Source organism: Mobilibacterium timonense (genome assembly GCF_900155555.1).
Classification (GTDB): Bacteria; Bacillota; Clostridia; order Peptostreptococcales; family Anaerovoracaceae; genus Allobaileyella; species Allobaileyella timonense.
On the sequence record NZ_FUHN01000008.1, the window covers coordinates 117,523 to 140,198 of the forward strand.

General features: G+C 54.4%; 17 protein-coding genes. All 17 read right to left on the bottom strand.

Going from position 1 to position 22,676, the window contains the following annotated elements:
- Positions 1-5 precede the first annotated feature (5 nt).
- The gene (locus BQ7382_RS06580; RefSeq protein WP_077391331.1) at positions 6-1,400 is read right to left on the bottom strand and encodes a cation:proton antiporter; all 1,395 of its coding nucleotides are present in this window, start codon (positions 1,398-1,400) and stop codon (positions 6-8) included.
- A gap of 155 nt (positions 1,401-1,555) precedes the next feature.
- Positions 1,556-2,452: an RnfABCDGE type electron transport complex subunit B gene (locus BQ7382_RS06585; protein WP_077391332.1), complete on the bottom strand. Its 897-nt coding sequence runs from the start codon at positions 2,450-2,452 to the stop codon at positions 1,556-1,558.
- 12 nt (positions 2,453-2,464) lie between these two features.
- Complete coding sequence (locus BQ7382_RS06590) at positions 2,465-3,046, bottom strand: electron transport complex protein RnfA (RefSeq protein WP_077391333.1); 582 nt, start codon at positions 3,044-3,046, stop codon at positions 2,465-2,467.
- Positions 3,046-3,765: an electron transport complex subunit RsxE gene (gene rsxE / locus BQ7382_RS06595; RefSeq protein ID WP_077391334.1), complete on the bottom strand. Its 720-nt coding sequence runs from the start codon at positions 3,763-3,765 to the stop codon at positions 3,046-3,048. Before rsxE ends, BQ7382_RS06590 begins: the two co-directional genes overlap by 1 nt.
- Positions 3,765-4,343, bottom strand: coding sequence for an FMN-binding protein (locus BQ7382_RS06600; protein ID WP_077391335.1), 579 nt, complete (start codon positions 4,341-4,343; stop codon positions 3,765-3,767). Before BQ7382_RS06600 ends, rsxE begins: the two co-directional genes overlap by 1 nt.
- The gene (locus tag BQ7382_RS06605; RefSeq protein ID WP_077391336.1) at positions 4,333-5,307 is read right to left on the bottom strand and encodes an RnfABCDGE type electron transport complex subunit D; all 975 of its coding nucleotides are present in this window, start codon (positions 5,305-5,307) and stop codon (positions 4,333-4,335) included. The genes BQ7382_RS06600 and BQ7382_RS06605 overlap by 11 nt, the downstream gene beginning before the upstream one ends.
- Positions 5,307-6,620 carry an electron transport complex subunit RsxC gene (rsxC, locus tag BQ7382_RS06610; protein ID WP_077391337.1) on the bottom strand — a complete coding sequence of 438 codons (1,314 nt, stop codon included), beginning with the start codon at positions 6,618-6,620 and terminating at the stop codon, positions 5,307-5,309. The genes BQ7382_RS06605 and rsxC overlap by 1 nt, the downstream gene beginning before the upstream one ends.
- Before the next feature lie 165 nt (positions 6,621-6,785).
- Positions 6,786-8,252, bottom strand: a complete 1,467-nt coding sequence (locus tag BQ7382_RS06615) for an aminotransferase class I/II-fold pyridoxal phosphate-dependent enzyme (RefSeq protein ID WP_077391338.1) — start codon at positions 8,250-8,252, stop codon at positions 6,786-6,788.
- Between the two features lie 93 nt (positions 8,253-8,345).
- Positions 8,346-9,617, bottom strand: a complete 1,272-nt coding sequence (gene serS / locus BQ7382_RS06620) for a serine--tRNA ligase (protein ID WP_077391339.1) — start codon at positions 9,615-9,617, stop codon at positions 8,346-8,348.
- Positions 9,618-9,810: 193 nt separating this feature from the next.
- Entirely contained in the window at positions 9,811-11,727 is a 1,917-nt protein-coding gene (locus BQ7382_RS06625; RefSeq protein WP_144082102.1) for a glutamine synthetase, read from the bottom strand.
- A 228-nt stretch (positions 11,728-11,955) separates the two neighbouring features.
- On the bottom strand, positions 11,956-14,874 hold the full coding sequence (locus BQ7382_RS06630; RefSeq protein ID WP_077391341.1) for a UPF0182 family membrane protein: 2,919 nt from the start codon (positions 14,872-14,874) through the stop codon (positions 11,956-11,958).
- Between the two features lie 120 nt (positions 14,875-14,994).
- The gene (locus BQ7382_RS06635; protein WP_159437251.1) at positions 14,995-17,565 is read right to left on the bottom strand and encodes a zinc ribbon domain-containing protein; all 2,571 of its coding nucleotides are present in this window, start codon (positions 17,563-17,565) and stop codon (positions 14,995-14,997) included.
- Positions 17,566-17,847: 282 nt separating this feature from the next.
- On the bottom strand, positions 17,848-18,183 hold the full coding sequence (locus tag BQ7382_RS06640; RefSeq protein WP_077391343.1) for a hypothetical protein: 336 nt from the start codon (positions 18,181-18,183) through the stop codon (positions 17,848-17,850).
- Between the two features lie 94 nt (positions 18,184-18,277).
- Positions 18,278-19,465, bottom strand: coding sequence for an aspartate aminotransferase family protein (locus tag BQ7382_RS06645; protein ID WP_077391344.1), 1,188 nt, complete (start codon positions 19,463-19,465; stop codon positions 18,278-18,280).
- Positions 19,443-20,384, bottom strand: a complete 942-nt coding sequence (gene argB, locus BQ7382_RS06650; RefSeq protein ID WP_077391345.1) for an acetylglutamate kinase — start codon at positions 20,382-20,384, stop codon at positions 19,443-19,445. The genes BQ7382_RS06645 and argB overlap by 23 nt, the downstream gene beginning before the upstream one ends.
- 1 nt (position 20,385) lies before the next feature.
- Positions 20,386-21,636 (bottom strand): bifunctional glutamate N-acetyltransferase/amino-acid acetyltransferase ArgJ, encoded by a 1,251-nt coding sequence (argJ, locus tag BQ7382_RS06655; protein ID WP_331465916.1) that lies wholly within the window; start codon positions 21,634-21,636, stop codon positions 20,386-20,388.
- A gap of 6 nt (positions 21,637-21,642) precedes the next feature.
- Positions 21,643-22,674 carry an N-acetyl-gamma-glutamyl-phosphate reductase gene (argC, locus tag BQ7382_RS06660; protein WP_077391346.1) on the bottom strand — a complete coding sequence of 344 codons (1,032 nt, stop codon included), beginning with the start codon at positions 22,672-22,674 and terminating at the stop codon, positions 21,643-21,645.
- Positions 22,675-22,676: the final 2 nt, after the last annotated feature.

Here is a 22,676-nt window from a genome sequence, read left to right on the forward strand (position 1 = left end):
TTGCTTCAATTTTTCTTATCGTCTTCACGGAAAAACTTTTCCTTGAGATCCTCTCTGATCTCTTCCCTGCGCTCCTCTCTCCTCTTCTCCACTCTGAGCCTGTTCTCCTGGAGCTTGTAGTACTTCGCCCTCCTTCGTTCAAGCAGGACATGGGAAGATACTATCTCTTTCGTGCTCTCCGGATGATGGGCGATCTCCACGATAGCCGTTATCGGCTCGGCATCCGCCACTCTGTATGTCACGGCCGCCACGAATGGCATCAGGAATACCGTTATTGCTCCCGCGGCGATGAGCGCCGAAGCCACGTCCTCGTCCATGATGCCCCTTTTAACGCATATAGTAGTTATCGCCACCACCAGCGGAAGGGCTGTGGTGCAGTAGGCAGCCGCCGCTATCCTGTTGTGGAGAGACAGCTCCTCCCTCGTGCACTTTCTCACGGAAAGGGAGATGATGATAGGTACGGATCGAACGAGGATCAGTGCCACTATGAAAAAGATCATTATCATCGGTCGTGAGGCTACGGCTCTCAGGTCGATCCTGGCCCCCGAGGCCACGAAGAACAGCGGGATGAAAAAGCCGTGGGCCATTCCGTCCAGTTTCGTCTCCAGAACCTCATTTCCTTCCGGCACGATATACCTGAGGATGAATCCTGCGGCAAAGGCCCCCAGTACGATGTCTATCTGGAATATGGATGAAAAAGTCACCAGCATGACGAGTATGAGCACGGTCATACGCACAAAGGTCTGGGATGTGGATTCCGACCTGCTCACCAGGAACCGGTAGATCTTGCCTCCGTTGCTCTTCGCCCTGGCACCTGCATGGGCTATCCACACGCAGAGCCCAAAGAAGACCCCAAGTATCAATGTTATCTGCCAGGTCGTCCGCACTCCCAGGAGGACTGCTACTGCCAGGATCACCGCCAGTTCTCCCCAGGTGCCATAGGATATCACGATCTGACCGACTCTTGTATCCGTAAGTCCCCTGTCCTTAAGTATAGGCATGAGCGTGCCGAGCGCCGTCGTCGTGAACAGGAGAGACGTGGCTATAAGGCCCTGCCTTCCCGATGCCAGAGATGGTGTGACCCATGACACAAGAAGAGCTATGGCGAAGGTCGCACACCACGTTCCAAGGCCGTGTATCCCGTCCTTTCCCGTGACGGACTTTGGGTCTATCTCATATCCTGCCAGCAGGAAGAGGAATGCACAGCCCATCTCCGAGAGGAACTCTATCGCCGGATATTCTGTCTGTATTATCCCGTACATATTCGGTCCCAGCAGGGCGCCTCCCGCGATGAGGAGCACGGTCTCCGGCACGATCTGCTTCGGTATTATCCTCGCCACCAGTGGCACCGCTGCGGAGATCCCCACGATCACCGACAGTGAAATAAATACTTCTGTCATCTTAAACTATTACCTTCTTTTCCCGGATGTGTTCTTCATTTACGTATCTGTTCAATTTACGACTGTTACGACCCGAATGCAATCATAGACCATAGCCCCGGCCCGCGCAACAAAAAACCGCCTCCCGCGGGAGACGGTCTGTATATACCCGGCTGTTATGCCTGAGGCTGCTGAGCCTCAGCGGCCTTGGCAGCCTTTGCTGCTGCAGCCTTCTTCTTTGCTGCCTCGATCTCCTCAGGGGACATCTTCTTAGGCAGTGGCTTGATAGGTCTGTAGCTGTTGATGGCACCTGTAGGGCACTCTCTTGCGCAGGCAAGGCAGTTCTTGCACTTGCTGTAATCGATGCTGGCCAGGTTGTCCTCAACGTGGATGGCATCGAACTTACATGCCTTCTCGCACTTTCTGCATCCGATACATCCGTTGTCGCATGCCTTTCTCGTAACTGCCCCCTTGTCGGTGGAGCTGCACATTACGTGGACCATGCTCTTGTAAGGGACCATCTTGATGATCTTCTGAGGGCATTCCTTGACGCACTTTCCGCAGGCAACGCATGTGTTTCTGTTCACCAGAGCAACTCCGTTGAACACCTTGATGGAATCGAAGTCACACACGTTCACACAGTCTCCCAGGCCGAGGCAGCCGTGAGAGCAAGCGTTCATTCCGCTGAAGAAGCCCTTTGCGCTCTTGCAGGACTGCATCCCCTGATACTCGAGGAAGTCTCTCGTAACACTGTGGTCGCCGGTGCACATCACCTGTGCTACTTCTTTCTCAGCGGCCTCTGCATTTCTTCCCAGGATCTGGGCGATCTGCTCTGCTACCGCAGCTCCTCCCGGTGAACACTTCGAGCAGGAGAGCTCGGAATCAGCGACCAGAGCTCCCGCATAGTCATCACATCCGGCGAATCCGCATCCGCCGCAGTTAGCGCCCGGAAGCACTTCCCTTACGGCCGTCTGTCTCTCGTCTACAGGTACGAAGAACACCTTGGAAGCGATGCACAGAAGGACTGCACAGATGAGTCCTATTACCATTACCAATATTACTGGTGTAGCCATTAATGCGCCTCCTTACTGGAACAGTCCGGTGAATCCCATGAAGGACAGGGACAGGATGGTGGCACTGATCAGGATCATAGGCATACCCTTGAAGGCTGCAGGAACACCGCTCTCATCCCAGAGCTTTTCCTCACGGACACCGGCGAACAGGACCATAGCTACAAAGTAGCCAACGCCTGCACCAAAAGCATTAACGATGGACTGAATGTATGTGTAGTTATTGTTGATACTCAGGATAGCAACACCGAGTACCGCACAGTTCGTGGTGATCAGAGGCAGGAAGATACCCAGAGCCTTCTGGAGAGAAGGCATGTACTTCTTCATGAACATCTCTACGAACTGAACCAGCGCGGCAATAACCAGAATGAATACTACAGTCTGAAGATATCCGATATCGAACTTATTCAGCAGCTGCTGAATAGGCCATGTTACCAGCTCGGCCAGCACCATTACGAATATTACTGCTCCGCCCATACCAGTGGCGGAATCCATCTTGTTTGATACTCCAAGGAAGGAGCAAATTCCCAGGAACTGAGACAGCACGAAGTTGTTCACCAGCACCATGGACATGAAAATGAGTATTAACTGTACCATTATGCCTCTGCTCCTTTCTGCTCAAGTCCGGTGTCTGCCGGGTCGATGATCCTAGGCTCCTCTCCTGTGCAGGAATTGTACATCGGGCATGCTGCGCAGCCGAAGCTCTTTCCCTTGAGTGCCTTCCCCTTCGTGATGAGGTTGACCAACACGATGAGGATGCCGAACACGAAGAATCCGCCAGGAGCCAGGAGGAAGAATCCGATAGGAGTAAACCAGGAACCGAGTACCTGAACTCCTGCAAGTGTTCCCATTCCAAGAAGCTCTCTGATAGATCCCATTACGGAAAGTGTCAGTGTGAATCCGAGACCCATTCCGATACCGTCGAGTGCGGAATCGATAACGGTGTTCTTGTTGGCAAATGCCTCCGCTCTTCCCAGGATGATGCAGTTTACTACGATCAGCGGGATGAACAGTCCGAGCGATTTATACAGAGAAGGCGCATAACCCTCGAGCAGCAGCTGGACTACAGTTACGAATCCGGCGATGACTACTATATAGCAAGGGATCCTGACCTTATCAGGGATGACCTTTCTCAGCAGAGAAATTACTATGTTTGAACAGATCAGAACTGCCGTCGTGGACAGTCCCATTCCGATACCGTTGATCAGAGAAGTGGATGTGGCCAGCGTAGGACATGTTCCCAGCAGGAGTACCAGCACCGGGTTCTCTTTGATCAAGCCGTTTGTGAGGATCTGAAGTTTGCTTTTCTTAGCCATTATTTCACACCTCCCATCTTCTTGTACTGCTGAAGTGCGCAGTATACAGCCTTGTGGATGGCCTCAGATGAAATGGAAGCTCCTGATACATACTTTACTGTAGGATCGTTCTTGATCTGCTCGTTGCCAAGCTTTGTCAGTCCATTGTACTGCTTCAGGTGCTCTACAGCCTGCGCTCTGGTACCAACACCAGGAGTATCATCAGCCGATGTCACCTTTACCTTAGTGATCGCACCATCCTTGTCGATACCGATCATTGCAGTGAGGAGTCCGCCATAGGAATTGGACTCTACTGTGATGACGCATCCCGCTCCGTTCGTAGCCTCGAAAACGTCGTCAACGAACACCTTGTTCTTTTCCAGCACAAGATGACTTGTCTTTACTTCCTTGAAGTCGCCCTTCGCCTCAGGCATGATCTCGGACCTGGCCTCGTTCGCCGCAGCCAGATTGTTCTTGTCGATGATAGGCTTTGTAACACCATAGGTCATGGCCAGGGCAAATGTTACTACGAAACAAATGACTACCAGAACCAGGATCGGGGCTCCGAAATTGTGGAAATTGCTGTCCTTATTTTTCATCCTTGCCACCTCCGCAGTAGTACTTATAGGTAAGCCTGTTGATGAGCGGTGTGCAGATATTCATAAGGAGTATGGAGAAGGAAACACCTTCCGGATATGATCCCCAGATACGGATGGCCATGGTGATGACACCGCATCCGATACCGAATATCAGCTTGCCCATCGGGAGCTTAGGAGTAGTAACGTAGTCTGTAGCCATGAAGAAGGCACCCAGCATAGCGCCGCCTGCACAGAGGTGGAAGATGGCCATGTGGAGGCTGAATCCATAGTTCAGGAAGGCGATGACGAACACCGTTCCCAGGAAAGCAGCAGGGATGATCGGGGAGATCACCTTTCTCCAGATCAGGAAGATGCCTCCGATGAGCAGAGCAAGTGCGCTCACCTCACCTACGGATCCGCCGATGAATCCAAGGAACATCTCCATGTTGCTAGGCAGCTTGGATGTCTCTCCGCCTGCCAGCAGGTTCAGAGGCGTAGGCCCCGTCACCGCGTCTGCGGATGCAGCCGTGCGAGGCAGAGGCCATGTGGTCATCTGCGCTGAGAAGGAGATGAAAAGGAAGATCCTGGCGGTGATCGCCGGGTTTACGAAGTTCTTTCCGATCCCTCCGTAGAGCTGCTTTACTACAACAATAGCGACAAAGCTTCCCAGCACTCCCATCCAGATAGGAAGAGAAGCCGGTACGTTGAATGCGATCAGGAGTCCTGTAACAGCAGCACTCAGGTCGCCGATGGTCTGTTCTTTGTGAGTTATCAGGTTGTACAGCCACTCGAAGCCGACTGCGGAGATCACACACGCAATGGCCAGGAGTACGACTCTGCCTCCGAACACGTAAACTCCCGCTACAAACGCAGGAAGAAGTGCCAGAAGGACTGTGCCCATAACTTTCGTAGTATCCGAATCAGTGACGATGTGCGGCGCTGAGGATACTATGAGTTTATCGTGAAAATTCCTAGTCTTTTCCATTACTTCTTCATAGCCTCCTTTACGAGTCCCTTAGCCAGTGTGTTCGTCATGGCCAGAGGTCTTCTTGCAGGGCAGATGAAAGAGCAGCTTCCGCATCCCATGCACTGCATTACCCTGAACTTGTTCAGTCTGTCGACATCTCTCCTCTCATATGCCTCAGCGAAGATCTGTGGCATCAGGCCGAACGGACAGGCACTGTGGCAGCGCTGGCAGTTGATGCAAGCTGTCTCCTCCTTGACCTGGGCAGCTTCCTGTCCGAAGATCAGAAGTGATCCTGTGTTCTTCATGATAGGAGACTCGTCGGAGTTGGTGGCACGGCCCATCATAGGTCCGCCCATGACGATCTTCTTAGGCTCCGCCTTGTATCCGCCGCAGAAGTCGACGATGTCGGCTATCTGAGCGCCGATCGGAGCGAATACGTTCTTAGGGTCGTTGACGGCATCTCCGTCGACTGTGACTCTCTTTCTCACCAGAGGCATGCCGGTCCTGAAATATCTTCCCAGCTCTGCGACTGTGGTGACGTTGTCCAGTATGATACCCAGCTGTGCAGGAAGAACTCCGGCATCCATCACCTTTCCGGTGACTTCGTAAACCAGGACTCTCTCTGCGCCCTTCGGGTATCTGGACTGCAGTTTGAAGGTCTCTACGTTTGTCAGGCCCTCCTGCTCTATCAGTCTGTTGAGATTGGCGATAGCATCAGGCTTGTTCTCCTCAATGCCAATGTAGCCCTTCTTCAGATCCAGATGCTCCATGATGATCTTCACGCCATCAAGAACATCCTGTCCCTGCTCTACCATCATCCTGTTATCAGCAGTGATGAACGGCTCACACTCTGCACCGTTTACGATGAGAGTGTCACATTCATCCAGGTTCTTAGGGCTCAGCTTTACGTATGTAGGGAAGGAAGCTCCTCCCAGTCCAACCATTCCGCTGGCTCTGACCGCCTTGATGAAATCGTCAAAGCTATTGATCTCAGGGATCTTGACCTCTTCGCTTACAGCCTGCTCCTTATCCGTCTCGATGACGATGTGAGTCTCTGTACCTCCCATGGATCCACGGAACGGAACTATGTCCTTTACTGTTCCCGAAACGCTGGAATGAACAGGTGCGCTGATGAACGCATCAGAGTCGCCGATCTTCTGGCCGACCTTGACGTAGTCACCCTTCTGCACTAAAGGCTTGCAAGGAGCACCGATGCTCTGAGACATGCTGATCCTTACCACATCAGGAATTGGCATTACCTCGGTCTCGCGGCCGGCGGTATTCTTATGATGCGGTACAAGAATGCTTGGTAAGTGTTTACCTTGGCTCATCCTTTAGAAACCTTCCTTTCTTTATAGAAATCCTTTAAATATGTCTTATAAAAAACTTACATCATAGACTTATGAATTATACATCATGTAATCACAAAAATCATTGGATATTTATCTTATCGTCACATTTCAGCCTTGCACAAAATGACGACCATTGAAATATCGTCACACGTCCTTTCCTACTTTAATAAGGCCTTCCTCATCTACGCCCATGAGCTGGTCACCTTTTCCAAGAAGCCCGCCTATGTACGAGATCGCCTCGTAACTGAGCACTTCTCCCGGACATGCCAGTGGGACTCCCGGTGGATACGGAATAATCGGATCGTAGAGGACCCTGCCCTCGGCCTGGTAGATAGGGATCAGCTCCGCCTCGGCGGGTACTTCGCGCTGCTCCATTTTTCCGGAAAAAGGTTTTTCCCTCTCCCCGGGGTCTGCGACTATGCCGTAGTCGTCCGAGATCTCCCTCAGCGCTTTCAGCAGCTGTATATAGTCCTCGCTCCTGTTCCCTGCCCCCGTGAGAAGCAGTACGTAATCTCCGTGCACCATCTCGGGCCAGATGTTCCTGTAGATGAGGTCCTCCCAGAGCTGGCTGCCACGGACCCCCTTATCGGCAAAGGAGAGATTGATCTTAGTTCTGTCGTATGTACGCCTGTCCTTCGTCACAACGGTGAGACCGGCGATCTCTTCAGCCTCCTCGTAAAAGGTGTCAAGGTCGTCCCGCCACCTGTCGATGATATACGGGCCATGCTTTTCCATGATCTGGAGACTGGCATCCAGACTCTCCATGAGTATGTATGACGGACTGGTGGTCTGGAGCATACCGAGCATCCTCGAGATGCGGTCCACATCAGGCCTGTCCGTACAGACGTTCAGCACCCCCGTGCCCGTGAAGCCAAACAGTGATTTGTGTATGCTGTTTATTGTGATGTCGGCTCCGAGAAGTTCGGCGCTTCGGAATTCCGCCGGAGCCTCTCTGTATCCGCCGGGATCTTTCCTTTCCATCTCTCTCTGTCTCATGTCCACGTCCACCAGGTGGGCGCCGTGAGCCTGATCGACTATCAGGATCATGCCCGCATCGTGGGCGATCTCTGCTATTTTTCCGATGTCAGACAGGACACCGTAGTAATTCGGGCTCGTGATGAATACAGCCGACGCTTCTGGATGTTCATCTGCGGCTTTTTTTATGGCCTCCGGAGCAATGTCTCCCTGCAGGAAGTACTCCTCATCAAACAGGGACTCCACGTACACGGGCCTTATGCCCCCGAGGCGCAGGGCGCTGTAGGCAGACTTGTGAGAAGCTCTTCCCATTATCAGGCTCCCCCCTCTCGGCACGGAAGTCATGACAGCCGCCATGATGCCTGCGCTGCTGCCGTTGACCAGGAGCTCCGTATGCCTTGCATGGTAGTGCCTGGCATAGGCGTCCATCAGATCCTTTATGATCCCATCCGGCTGCTGGAGGGCGTCGGCACCCGGGATCTCCGTGATGTCTCCCTGTACCAGCCTGTCCACGAAATCCTGACCGTAGTACCGGAACACCTCCGGGCGGCCCTTGTGCCCCGGCATGTGGAAGGATATGGGCCTTTTCGCACCGTGATCCCCAAGGAACCCGGTGAGAGTCTCTCTGTCCTTCATGTGAAAACCTCTCTTTTCCAGACGAATTTTTTCCTGACCATCAAACGAGGCCGCAGCTGTGCGCCGCGGCCCCCTGACTTATCTGTGATGCTGTTACCTGATGACGTCGAATCCTGTGTATTTTCTCAGGGCCTCCGGGATCTCCACCGATCCATCTTCCTTCTGGTAATTCTCAAGGATCGCGGCTACCGTTCTGCCTACCGCCAGCCCGGAACCGTTCAGGGTGTGAACGAACTCAGGCTTCATTCCCTTCTCTCTCCTGAAGCGGATGTTGGCTCTCCTTGCCTGGTAGTCCTCGAAGTTGCTGCAGCTGGAGATCTCAACGTACCTGCCGTAGCTCGGCATCCAGACCTCTATGTCGTAGGTCATGGCCGCGGAGAAGCCAAGGTCTCCGGTGCTCAGCCTTACGACTCTGTAAGGGATGTTCAGTCTCTGAAGAACGGCCTCTGCATCGTTAGTGAGCTTCTCCAGCTCGTCGTATGAGTTCTCCGGTGCAGAGAGCTTCACCATCTCCACCTTGTTGAACTGGTGCTGGCGGATCAGGCCTCTCGTGTCTCTGCCGGCGGATCCTGCTTCCTTTCTGAAGCAAGGCGTGTAGGCCGTGTAATATACAGGGAGCTCCTCGAAGTCGAGGATCTCGTCGTCTCTCAGATTGGTCACCGGGACCTCAGCCGTAGGGATCATGAACATATCCACGTCCTGGAGATAGTACATGTCGTCCTCGAACTTAGGGAGCTGGCCTGTGCCGATCATGGCCTGCCTGCCGACCATGAAAGGCGGCAGGATCTCCTTGTATCCCTGCTCCTCCGTGTGGAGATCCAGCATGAAGTTGATGACGGCCCTCTCGAGCCTTGCGCCCTTGCCCTTGTAGACCGTGAACCTGGCGCCGGAGAGCTTTCCCCCTCTTTCAAAGTCCAGGATATCCAGAGACTCTCCCAGATCCCAGTGGGCCTTCTCCTCGAAGTCGAACTTGCGAGGCTCTCCCCACTTTCTCAGCTCCACGTTGTCCGAGTCATCTTCTCCGACCTGGACGTCCTTGAAAGGCGTGTTAGGCACGTTGAGAAGGGCGTTCCTCTGGGCCTCCTCGACCTCGGATACCTGGGCGTCCAGCTCCTTGATCTTCCTGCTCAGCTCCTTCATCTCAGCGAAGAGCTCCGTCGTGTCCTCTCCCGCCTTCTTCATCGCAGGGACCTTGCGGGATGCGGTGTTCTGCTGATTCTTCATCTGCTCGACCTGGGCCAGGAGTTCTCTTCTCTTCGTGTCGTACTCCAGGACCTTGTCAATGCCGAAGTCCCCCTTGCACCGGCTCTCAACGGCAGCTTTAACGTTGTCGAAATCGTCTCTTACTCTTTTAATATCAAGCATTCTGATGCCTCCAGTACTAATTTTCCGTATTCAGCGACCCATATACAGAACGATGTCGTCGTTCCTGCGCTCCTGTTCGTTCCATTATACACCAACAGCCTCCCGCAATGGGAGGCTGCCTGGAAAAACCTTGTTATTCAGTTCCTTCTCGATATCTTCCCGCTACCCTGACTCTACCGTTCAGCGGATGCTGTCAGAAGAGGTTCTTTGTGTATGTGGTGTAGAGGTCTCTCAGCTCCTCTGTCTTCCTCTGGATCTCTATCTCCAGCTCGGATACCAGGTCGAAGTTCTCCTCGTCGATGGCGATCTTGGTCCTGGTGAGGAGAGACATGCTCTCCAGGTGATCCTTGCCCAGGGATCTCCTCAGGTTGTCCACCCTTCTCCAGTTCATGATATCGTAGTCTGTGGCCTCAGTCTCGTTGTGCTTCCTGGAGCAGCTGCGGACGAAGTCCATGGTGTTAGGGATCAGACGGTCGTGGAGCTCCGTGTACCACTTCGTGGTGAGCTGCTCTCTGAAGGACTTCACGATCAGCTCCATGACAGGATCTCCCTGGGTGATCTTCTCCAGCATCTCAGGATGCTCGTCCAGTGCCTTGAAGTTCTCCCAAACGGTGGCAGGAGCCTTTCCGAAGAGACGCTCCCTCTCTTCTGCAGAATAGAAGTCGAACACGTTCTCCTCGCTCCTGTACTGCCTGTCCTTTTCCAGGTAGAAGTCTTCCTCGCCGGCCTTCTTTGAAATGGACGCCTCGAGCTCCTTCGGAGTCTTTCCTGCATCAAGTGCGGCCTTTATGCCGTCCAGCATGAGCATGTATGCAGCTCCCGTGAGAAGATATGTATTGCTGTGAGGGTTAGGCGACCTCATCTCGAATCTCGTGGCAAGAGGGTTGTTCATGTCTCTCACCAGTCCGGCCAGGACCGTCCTGTTCCTGGAAGGTTCCTTTGCGCTCCTTCCCAGGGAAGTCACCACGCATACAGGTGCCTCGTATCCAGGCTTGAGCCTGGCGAAGGCGTCGTGGGTTGCGCTCACAAAAGGATTGAGGATCTCGTAGTTCCTCAGCAGTCCCATAAGGGCACCGAAGCCCACAGGGCTCATGTACTCGTTCTCCTTGTCCCTTGGGACAAACAGATTTACTCTTCTTCCGTCCTTCAGTTTTGCGGTCATGCCCAGGTGAGTGTGCTCGCCGTTTCCGGCAACTCCGTCCATAGGCTTCGCCAGGAAGGTGACCTCCAGGTTGTTCGCTCTGAAAACGTCCCTTACGATGTGCTTCACCTGCGCCTCGTTGTCGCAGGCCTGGATAGGTGATGCGTACTTCCAGTCTATCTCCAGCTGCTCCATGATGTGGTCGTAGTTTCCGGAGTTGCCCATCTTAGCCCTGATGCCGCCGACCTCCTTGTGGCCCATCTCTACTCCGAAGCCGTACTTGTCCAGGATGATGAGGGTGTCCTCGAGGGCAGTCCCCACAGGACCTACCGTCCTCTTCCAGTACTGCTCCTTCAGCTCCTGAGATGTGAAGAGCTGTGCCCTGTCGGCCTTGTCGTCAGGGGTCTTCACCCAGAACTCCAGCTCCGTTGCGCTGGTGAGGTCGAGTGACTCGATCTCATCAGGGGAGTCCACTCCATCGATGTACTTGAACACCTCAGGATGCGCCTTCAGCGTCTCCATAACTCCTTCCTTGAATGACTGTGTGCACTTGTTGTTGAACTCCCTCGAGCCGACGAACTTCTCGTTGTTGTGCCTCAGGAACGAAGGGATCCTGAGGGTGCCTACCGGCAGGGATGTCTCGTAGTCTATGTTTCCGTAGTTGTACTCCACGTACCAGTTCACGGACATGTCAGGAAGGATGTCCACCCTTGCGTCGGAAAGAGCCGCGATAATCGGCAGCGCTACGCTGGAGCCGTCAGTCTGAACGCCTTCCTTGAGGACCTTTTCCAGGTCTTCGAGAAAAGTATTCACCGGGATCTTCTCATCTGTGGAGTGGTTCGCCAGGTCGACTCCCGTCAGAGAGACGAAGCGCACCTCCTGGTGCTGCTGCAGTATGGCCTTGATGGTATCAGGGTCGTGTTCTTCCGGGCCGATAGTGAACAGCATTTTGTTTAAGTCAATTCTCATAAGCGCCACCTTTCGTTTATTCCAATACCCAATAATGTTCCTGAAAAATACTCTCTAATATTACAACAGTCTGGTTTATTTACCACATATAAATATGGATTTTTTGAGAAAATCTTCAAAAAATCCATATCATATTTCTAGTTTTCCGAACTATTACACAAAACGTACCATTTTCATTCGAGTTTTCCGCGCAGCATGCGCGCAGTCTGTGCAGGCTCGTTCAGAAATTTACTTGTTCATGCTTTCCAGCTGATCCAGGTAGGAACTCAGCTTGTCCAGGTACTCTCCGTACTCCTTCCAATTGCCGTCCTTCTGGGCGTCCACCGCGGCGTTGTACTCGTCGTTTGCCTTGCCGATCAGGTCCTTCATGGAATCGCTGGCGCTCTCCGAGGCGGAAGCCGTTTCAGTACCCCCGGAATTGAAGGTGCCTCCGAAGAGATCCTCCAGGGCCTCATCCAGAGTAGAGCTGTAGGATATCCTGTCGCCATAGGCCACGATCACCCTCTTCACCTCTGGTATCGCCTGGTTGGAGGCCTCCAGATACACCGGCTCCACGTACATCAGCGAATCGTTGATCGGTATCACGAACAGGTCGCCTCTCCTGTATGTTGACCCTGAGGAGTTCCACAGCGAAAATTCCTTGGATATCTCTGTGTTCTGGTCGATCTGAGCCTCTATCTGCATCGGCCCGTACACTGTCTTGCTCTTAGGGAACTTGTACACCAGCAGCTGGCCGTAGTTGTCCCCGTCGTTCCTCGCCATCATGAGGGCAGTCATGTTCTGCTTGGACTTCGGCGTGAACGGGACCATGTTTATGAACTCCTCGCTGCTCTCCCCTGGAAGTTTGAAGATGTAGTAGCTCGGATCCATCTGCTTTTCTTCCGTGCCGTAGATCTGGTGGGCGATGTCCCACAGGTCCTCCTTCTGGTAGAACACCTTCACCTGGCTCATGTGGTATTTTTCGTATACAGAAGCCTGTATCTTGAACATGTTGTTCGGATACCTGACGTGTTCGCGAAGACCCTCCGGCATCCTGTCGTAGCTCTTAAAGAGCTCCGGATATATCTTCTGATACGTCTGGGCGATAGGATCGTCTTTGTCGATCACGTAGAACTTCACGTCTCCGTTGTAGGCATCTATGGTCACCTTGATGGAGTTCCTTATGTAGTTGGTGCTCCCCACCTCTCCCGAATAAGGTTCAGAATACGGATAGTAGGAGCTGGTGGTATACGCATCGACTATCCAGTAGAGCTTTCCGTCCACAACGGTCATGTACGGGTCTGACTCGTACTTGAGATAAGGCATTATCTTCTTTACCCTGTCCTCGATGTTCCTGTTCACGATGATCCGTGACTTGCTGGTGACATTGGAGGACACCAGGAGCTGCATGCTTCCCTCTCTCATGGAAAAGAGGATCCGGTTGAGCGGAGTCAGGCGGATGCCCGCGTTTCCTTCGTAAGTCGTGTATTTGTTGTTGTTGCCGTCCGGGTAGTCGAATTCCTTCTCGTTCGTATCCACCACAGCGTAGTCATTCGTAAGCTCTCCGAAGTAGATCTCAGGCCTGTTTATCCTGAGCTCCTGCACCGAGCTTTCCGGAGGTATGTTCTTCACCAGCACATCAGGCTGGCCGCTGGCCGTTACCTTGTCCACCTGTGATACTACGGCGCCGTAGCCGTGGGTGTACTTCAGGTGCTTGTTAAGCCACGTGTCGCTTATCTTGCTCTCGTTGATCTCCCTCGGAGACAGATAGGTCTGTGTCTCCTGTCCGTTAATGCTGTACCTGTCTATGTCCACATCGTGGAACTCGTAATACTGCCTGATACTCTGAGTCTGGTTATAGAAATCCTGCACTGGCTCATAGTCGTTGATCCTGATGTTCCCGATGGTCTGGCTGTTCTCGTTTATCGCCGCCTGATCGAGCGAAGCGTTTGCCGGAAAAGACTTCACCTTCACGTTGTCCAGTCCGTAGGCGTGCTGTGTGTATGTGATGTTGTTCTTGAGATACTTGCTTTCCTTGTTTATCTCGTCCGGGCTGACCACCAGAGACTGGACAAGAAGGCCGGCTATCACCCCGACGATCCCGATGATCACTATTGCCGCAGGTGCCCGGAGGAGCTTCCTGTATTCCTTCCTGTGCATGTGGATGACGAAGGTCACGGCGCCCACTATGGCTGCGGCCATTATCACCCTGTACATCAGAAGCGTTATGTTCACATCTGTGAACCCGGCCCCGTACACGGTCCCGGTGTGGGCGTGCAGCAGGTCGAACTGGTTCAGGAAGAAATCAACAGCGATCATTATGTAGAAGATAACGCCTAGTATGGTGAGCTTGCCGGAGGCAATAGACATCAGATGCCTGAAGTTTCCCTTGTTTATCTCAGGCCGCTCCCCTCTGCCTCCTCTTGATGTGAATGTCTTTATGAACTCCTCTCCGGGGTTCTTTTTTCTCCCGAAAGGAATGGAATTCTCGTTCTGCGCCCTGGTGAAGTCGTCCTCGCCCACCGACCGGTCCGGGTCTCCCTCGAAGAAGTCAGGGGTCCTCACGGTCATCAGTATCCCGTAGTACAGCACCGTGAGGAGCACCACCCCGATGATGATACCTATGGCAAGGTTGTTGAGCTTTCCGAGGAACTCGAGCTTGAACACGTAGAAGCCGATGTCCAGGCCGAAGATCGGATCCTTCAGGCTGAAACTCGTGGAGTGGGTGAACTGGAGGAAGTTCATCCACATGTCCCTGGCGGCGTATATGGCCACCAGTATGGCGAAAATACCGGAAAGGCCCCATGAGATGAGCTTAAGTCTCTTCAGATCCGGGATCTCGTGGGACTGTATTTCCCGGAAGTAGCCGTTTCTCAGGCTTCTGAGATACAGGCGCACAAGAAGCGCCGTGAACACGAACACCGGTATGCCGATCTCAAACTCCGTCTTCAGCTGCTTCCAGAAGACGCTGGTGTACCCCAGCTCCCTGAACCAGAGAAAGTCGGTGAGGAATCCAACAAGCGCCGCGATGATCACGAACGCCACCACGACGATCATGATCACCAGGGCGGCGATCCTGCTGCCCCGGCCATCAGATGGCCTCTTATCTCTTCGCTTTATCACAGGTCCCCGACCCGAAGCGGAGCCCCAACTTTTTTTAAGATCCATTCTTTCCCCTCTTTATTATTCTTTCTTCATATAAAGCAAAATACAGCGTCAGCGTCAACGCGCTGCCGCTGTAAACAGTGTCAGTAAATGATCATGTTGTATGATGTTCCCGCCATCTGGCTAATTGCTCTGCCCGGCCCCGATGAGCTGGGTGAAGTTGGCGATCACGTTGTTCAGTGCTGAAGCCGCTCCGCTGTTAGGCGCGAAGTTCAGGATCATGATGACCACGAGCAGGATCACCAGAAGGACAGCCACGATGATGGCGATGACGGTCAGGACTCTTCCGCCCTTTCCCATCTCCTCTTCCTCATCGTCCTCTTCAGGTCTCAGAGGAGCTGCGGTCGCTGCAGGTGCCGCAGCCGCCGCAGGCTGTTCAGGTACAGACATAGAAGATGTCGACGCTGACGACTGAGCGGTCGCCGCAGGCGATGCAGCCTGAGCCTGCTGACCGGCCTGCTGGGCGTTCGCCTCCTCGAGAGCCTTGTTGACCTCCGCCACCTCCATGGCGATGGTCGCTCCAGTTCCGTACATGTCAGCTGTATCAGTCTCCTCCACAGGCTCGTCCATGAGGGAGTAATCAGCGCTTCCTTCCTTCAGCTTCTGGTATTCCTCATCCAGTAGCTTCTGGAACTCCTCGTTCTTCCTGTAGAGAGTGTAGAATTTTTCGATCTTTCTGGTGGCCTCCAGGTCAGAAGCATCTTCGTCCGTGCCGAAGATGTCGTTCTCCAGCTCGTCTATGCTCATGGTGCTGTCCGAAGGCTCGCCATCCTGGGCAGGGAGCACGCTGGTGTCAGTGGTCTCCTCAGTAAAAACCAGGTCATCCTCTGAACCTGTATCCTCCGGAGCAGCCTGCTCTTCCGGCTGGCTGTCCAGATCGAACCCGAGGGCTGCGAGTTCCTTGTCGATATCCATGTCGGAGTCGAGAGGCTTGAGATCATCCTCCGCCTCGGCAGGTGCGGTCTCCTGAACTGGAGTCTCATCTGCGACAGGCTTCTCCTCCGTCTTCTCTACTGCTTTTTCTTCTATCTTCTCCTCAGGGATATCCTGGATATCCTCGGCATAGTCATCATAGCTTCCGAAGGTCAGCTCCTCTCCAGGTTCTTTCTGTGCCACGGAAGGTGCGGCCTCCTGAGCAGGAGCCTCAGCCTTCTGAGGAGCTGGCTTTTCGACTGGAGCGGCCTCTTCCTCAGGTACATCGACATCTGCACCGGTGAGGCTCGCCAGCTTCCTGCTGAGTGCCTGGATCTCCGCCTCGAGATCCTCGGCGGTCTTCTGAGCTGCCGTCTTCTCAGGGGCTTCTGCCTTAGCCTCTGCCTTCACAGCGGCCGACTCCTGATCCTCCTCCGTAGTCAGATACTCGTCTATATTCGTGTCGTGACTTTCGTCATCGTCTCCAGCAAAGTCTGGCGCCAGCGCCTCGAGCTCGGACTCCAGCTCTTTGTCTTCCGTGGAATCCTCGAGGTCTCTCATTGCCTGAGCCTCGCTGTTTCTTGCAGCTCTGCCGGCCCTCGGCTTCAGATCGAGGTAGTCTGTCTCGAAGTCCTCATAGCTCTCTTCCTGAGTCTCCTCGGATGCCGCAGGCTTTTCCTCCGGTCCCTCGTCGTTGAGTTCTATATCTCTGTCCAGGTCGAACTCGCTGTCCCCGCTCTGATCAACGGCCCTTGAAGCGGCTGATACATGAACCGGAGCTGCATCCTCATCCATGAATTCGGTATCTCCTCCAAGGATGTCAGCAAGCTCGCTGTTTATCTCGTCGTCCTCGCTGGACGCAGGAGCTGTCTTCACTGCCGGGGCAGCAACCGCAGCTCTTGCAGCCCTTTTTTTCTCCTCTGCTGCCTTTCCGGCTCTCTCGATCGCCTTTTCCTCGTCCTCGGCGCTCTCTACGAAAGATCTCGGCGGCTCCGGAGCCTCTGTTCTGGCCTTTCTTCTGGCCCTTATGTACTCGAGCTGCTCCTCGAAGTCAGGGATCCTCCTCTCGCTGTATCCGCTGTCAGCAGATCCTGCGTTTTCTCTTCCTGACTCTTTCCAGGTCTCCTTACGCTCTTCCTTTTTTCCGCCTGAAAGCCTTGCGGTTATGTCGCTGGAAAGGTCATCGTAACCCTGAGTCTTCTCCATCTCGGAGTTCTTCAGGAGACTTTCCTTTCCACCCGAAGAAGCAGGAGCCTCGTCGTCCCAGTTGAAGGAACCGCTCTTCGCGTCCTTCAGGCCCTTCTCCTGCTTGAGAATATCTATATATGTAAGCGTCCGCTCTCTTCCGCCGGATGAAGCCGCGGAATCTCTGGCCACTCTGTCTTCCACAGGGCTCTCCCACATGGAAGGGATCCTCTCCTTCTGGCTGTTTCTCCTCTCAAAGCTTCCCGCAGGAGTGGAGTCGTCGTCCAGACCCGTGGACTCCCAAGGGGATCTGATATCAGGCGTAGCCTTACGGTGAGTGTCGTCTATAACAGAGCTCCAGTCGAAAGTCATACCGCTTGAGCTTCCAGCTCTGCGCTGGCGCCTGTCATCCTTCCACTCAGAATCCGTCATTGCAGGACGATCACCAGGTTTTCCATATCCGGCAGCTGTCTCCGTTCTCCTGACTGCGTTGTTCTTGTTTGTCGGCTCTGTTTCCGGCTCTACTCTGGCACCGCATACGCTGCAGAACCTAGCGCCTTCAGACAGCTTGTTGCCACAATTCTTACAGAACACCATGTTACCTCCTGAATGTACAGTGCCCGGGCACCGTACCCATATCGCGTCAAACAGGCAGAACCTATGAAATTCCCGTGCTCTGCCGTCCATGACACTGCTGCATCAAATTACTGACACCTGCGGATGAAGATATGATCCACGCAGGGTATTCCAAATATATACAAGGGATTATACAACAGAGATATTCAAATATCAATGCTTTGAGCGAAAATCCCGGTCACCTGCAATACATTCGGTCATAAAAAAAATCCGGGTATGATCGTCTCCCGGAATTTAATTATGCTATTCGTTATACTTCTCCACGTCCACGTCGGTGACGTCTACCGTCTCCTGATCTCCGAAGCCGTCGTACTGGTCTCCGTCCACGTAGCTCATCTCGGATCTCTGGACGTCCTCCTCATTCTTTTTCTGCGAAGACCTCCCGCCAAAAGGATCTATCACCAGCGCCAGGAGCGCATAGGCTATTCCTCCGAGAGTGCCATTTCTCAGGGTGTTGATGAACCCCTGGGTGGTCGGGCCCTCGGTCAGGACGCCGAAGAGCGTGAATGCCCCGATGATGGCGAAGCCGATCAGAAATCCGGTGGCGAATCTCTTTAATATCGATTTGACTTTATTCATTATTTACATACCCGCTTTCGTATATCAAAACTGGAAGTGAGTATATAACAAATGTTTTTCCACCGCAACATAACATATCATAACAAGTGTGTTTTTACAGTGAGCTTTCCAGTATGCTCATCATCTCGTCCACGTGCTCCCGCCCGATCACCAGCGGCGGCACGAACCTGATGACATCGCTGCCGGCCCCGATGATCAGAAGCCCCTTTTCCAGAGCCCTGTTCACCACGTCCGCCACCGGCACGTTCACCTGTATACCCTGGATAAGCCCAACGCCCTTTCTTGCCGTCACCTCGACCCTCGTCCTCACCAGCTCGTCCAGCCTCGCCTGGAGATAGGCGCCGACCTCGGCGACATGGGCGGGGATGTTCTTTTCCCGGAAAAGTTTTACCGTCTCAAGGACGGCAGTGCAGGCCAGGGGATTCCCGCCGAAGGTGGTGCCGTGATCCCCTGGAGTGAGGGAGTTTTCCGCCACCCTTTCCGTCATGGCAAACGCCCCGACCGGGAAGCCGCTGCCTATGGCCTTGGCCATTGTCATGATGTCCGGTTTTACCCCAAGCATCTGCCAGGCGAAATTCCGCCCGCTGCGGCCCATGCCGCACTGTACCTCGTCGGCGATCAGGAGAGCGTCGTGCTCGTCGCACATCCTGCGAAGGCCCTCCATGAATTCCTTTGTGGCCACGTTGATACCGCCCTCGCCCTGTATCGGCTCCAGTATCACGGCGCAGGTCTCGTCATCGAAGAGAGCATACACGCTGTCCAGGTCGTTGAACTTCGCGAAGCTTATCCCAGGTACGAGAGGCTCAAAAGGCTCTCTGTAGTGCTGGTTCCACGTGACCGAAAGGGCACCCATGCTCCTTCCGTGGAAGGAGTTCTCCATGGCGATGATCTTGTACTTGCCCTTTGAATGGCCGTATCTCCTGGCCGTCTTCAGAGCTCCTTCCACCGCCTCTCCCCCGCTGTTCGCGAAGAAGATCCTGTCCATCCCGGACACCTCCAGGAGCGCCCCCGCCGCCTTGCCGCAGACCTCGTTGTAGTAGAGGTTGGACACGTGCCAGAGCTTGCGGATCTGCTTTTCCAGGGCCCTGTTCAGCTCCGGAACGTCATATCCCAGGGAGTTGACCGCATATCCGGCGGTGAAGTCCAGGTATTTTTTCCCGTGATCGTCGTAGAGGTAGACCCCGTCCCCGTGGTCGATCACCACAGGGAACTGATCATAGGTGTGCACCAGGTTTGCACGGGTCGCCTTCATGTATCTGTCATCTGTCTTCTGTTGTTCCATGGCTTTTCTCCCTTCCCGGGCCCGCCGCCCGGAAATACCTTTCGGCATCGTCGTTGATCACCGCAGTGCCGATGCCCTTGTCCGTGAAGATCTCCAGGAGCAGGCAGTGCGGTATCCGGCCGTTCATGATGTGTACCCTTCCGACGCCCCCCTTCACGGCATCTATACAGTTCAGCATCTTTGGCCTCATGCCTCCGGTTATCGTGCCGTCTTCCAGCATCTCCATACCCTCGCTGATGGTGATCTCGGATATCACGGACTCCGGATCATCCGGATCCGTATAGACGCCGTCGGTGTCTGACAGGAACGCCAGCTTCTCGGCGTGGAGCGCCTTTGCGATAGCGCTGGCCGCCTCGTCCCCGTTGATGTTGTACGTGTGGTAGTTGTCGTCAAGGCCGAGAGGCGCAACTATGGGGAGAAAGTCCTTTTCCAGGAGATCCAGCAGGACCCCCACGTCCACGCTCTTGATCTCTCCCACGTAGCCGATGTCCCTTCCGCCAGGGCGATCCTTGTCTACTCTCAGGAGGCCTCCGTCCTTGCCGCTTATCCCGATGGCGCGGACGCCGAGGGACTCCACCATTCGGACGAGGTTCTTGTTCACCTTGCTCAGGGCCATCTCCGCCACTTCGAGTGTGGGTTCATCTGTCACTCTAAGGCCGTTGATAAAATTGGACTGCAGGCCCACACGGCTGGACCAGCGGCTGATCTCCTTACCGCCTCCATGGACGATGATCGGCTTGAACCCCACCAGCTTCAGCAGGGTCACGTCCTGTATCACCTGCTTTTCCAGCTCCTGGTCGATCATGGCCGATCCGCCGTACTTCACGACTATTATCTTCCTGTTGAATCGCTGGATATAGGGCAGGGCCTCGATGAGGACCTGGGCCTTCTCCAGGTATTTTTTCATACCACTGTCCATATCAGCTCCTGTAGTCCCCGTTGATGGTGATGTAATCGTGGGTCAGGTCGCAGCCCCAGGCCGTCGCTTCCTGATCTCCCTCCTTCACGTCCACGAGGCACGTGATCACGGGCGCCGTCAGAACACTGGCGGCCTTTTCCTCGTCGAAGTCAAGCGCCACTCCGTCCTTCGCGATCTCGATGTCGCCGTTCTCGCTGCTGAAGCTCAGATCCACCTTTTCAGGATCGAACTGTGCGCCCGAGTACCCCATGGCGCAGATGATCCTGCCCCAGTTTGCGTCATGGCCGGCCATGGCCGTCTTCACCAGGTTCGAGCAGGCGATGGACTTGGCGAGGGTCTTTGCCTGTTCTTTTGATGAACAACCTTCGGCTTTGACCTCGAAAAGGCAGGTGGCACCCTCTCCGTCTCCGGCGATCTGTTTCGCCAGGAAGGTGTTTATGGTGTTCAGCGCCTTGGAAAATTCTTCGAACTCCGGGGTGCCCGGCTGTATCTCGGGGTTTCCGGCCTGGCCGTTGGCCAGGAGAAGGGCCGTGTCGTTGGTGGATGTGTCCCCGTCCACCGAGATCATGTTATAGGTGTCTACCACGTCTTCCTTCATGGCCCTGGTCAGAGCCTCCTGGCTGATGGCGCAATCCGTCGTGATGAAGGCCAGCATGGTGCACATGTTCGGGTGGATCATTCCGGAGCCCTTTGCCATGCCTCCCATGGTCACGGTTTTTTCTCCGCACTGGAATGTAACGGCGATCTCCTTAGAATGTGTGTCGGTGGTCCTTATGGCGTTTGCAGCCAGGAAGCCCTCTCCCAGGCTGGACGCCTTTTTGTCGGCGAGGGCGTGGACTCCCATGCAGATCTTGTTTATCGGGAGCTGCTTTCCGATGATACCTGTGGAGCACAGCAGTACCTCCTCCTGCTTAAGACCAAGTACCTTGGCCGCTTCCTGAGCAGTATCGCTGCAGTATCCCATTCCTTCCGCGCCGGTGCAGGCGTTGGCTATGCCCGAATTCACCACCACGGCATGGACGGCACCTCCATTTTCGACGATCGCCTGGTCCCACTTTACCGGTGCGGCCTTTGCCAGATTGGTGGTAAACGTCCCAGCCACCTTGCACGGAGCGGCGCTGTATATGAGAGCCATGTCGTCCTTTCCCGTCTTCTTGAGTCCTATAGATGTGGCAGCAGCCTCAAATCCCTGAGCCGCAGTCACTCCTCCTTTTATGATCTCCATCGCTGTGACCCTCCCTTCTCTGCTCATTTTCTTTTATCTGTGAAGTCCCATGCCCTCCGGAAGCCCGAAGAGCAGATTCATGTTCTGTACTGCCTGTCCTGCGGCGCCCTTTACCAGGTTGTCGATGGCGCCCAGGAGTATGACCCTTCCGGTCCTCGGATCCGTCTTGAATCCGATCTCTATGGTGTTGGTCCCCTTCACCCACCTGGTCTCCGGGGAGACGCCCTCCGGGAGGAGCCTGACGAATTCCTCTCCTCCGTAGTATTTTTCATAGGCGGCCGCGAAGTCATCTCCTGTGGCCCCGGGTCTCATGGACGCGTACTCAGAGATGAGTATGCCTCTTTCCATGGGAACGAGATACGGGGTGAAGCTGACCGTCACGGGCTTTCCCGCTGCGCAGCTCAGCTGCTCCTCTATCTCAGGTGTGTGCCTGTGGTTTCCAAGGCCGTAGCCCTTCACGCTCTCGTTCACCTCGCAGAAGAGGTTCTGCACTTTCGCTCCCCTTCCGGCTCCCGAAACACCTGATTTTCCGTCGATCACCAGGGTGTCCGTGTCTATGAGGCCTTCTGCTGCCGCCGGCCACGCAGTCAGGATCGAGCATGTTGTGAAACACCCCGGGTTGGCCACCAGTCTGACCCCCGGAGCCTTTATCTCATCCCGCCAGATCTCGCATAGCCCGTAAACCGCCTCATCCAGGAACTGCGGCGCTCCCTGGGGGATGCCATACCACTTTTCAAAGACCGCCGGATCCTTCAGACGAAAGTCTCCGCTCAGGTCTATGACCTTCGCGTTTTCCAGTATCTCCTCATCCATCTCCGAAGACGAAAAGCCCTGGGGCGTTGCGGTGAATACCACGTCTGCTCCCAGAGCCATTTCCTTGAGTGACATATTGGAGCATTTCTCATCAGCGACACCTGCGAGATCCCGGAATATGGAACTGAATTCCTGCCCGTCGAAGCTCCTCGATCCCAGAAAGGCGATCTCGACCTCCGGATGGGCAGACAGCAGCCTCACGAGCTCCGCTCCCGCGTACCCGGTCGCTCCGATAATACCTGCTTTTATCATTT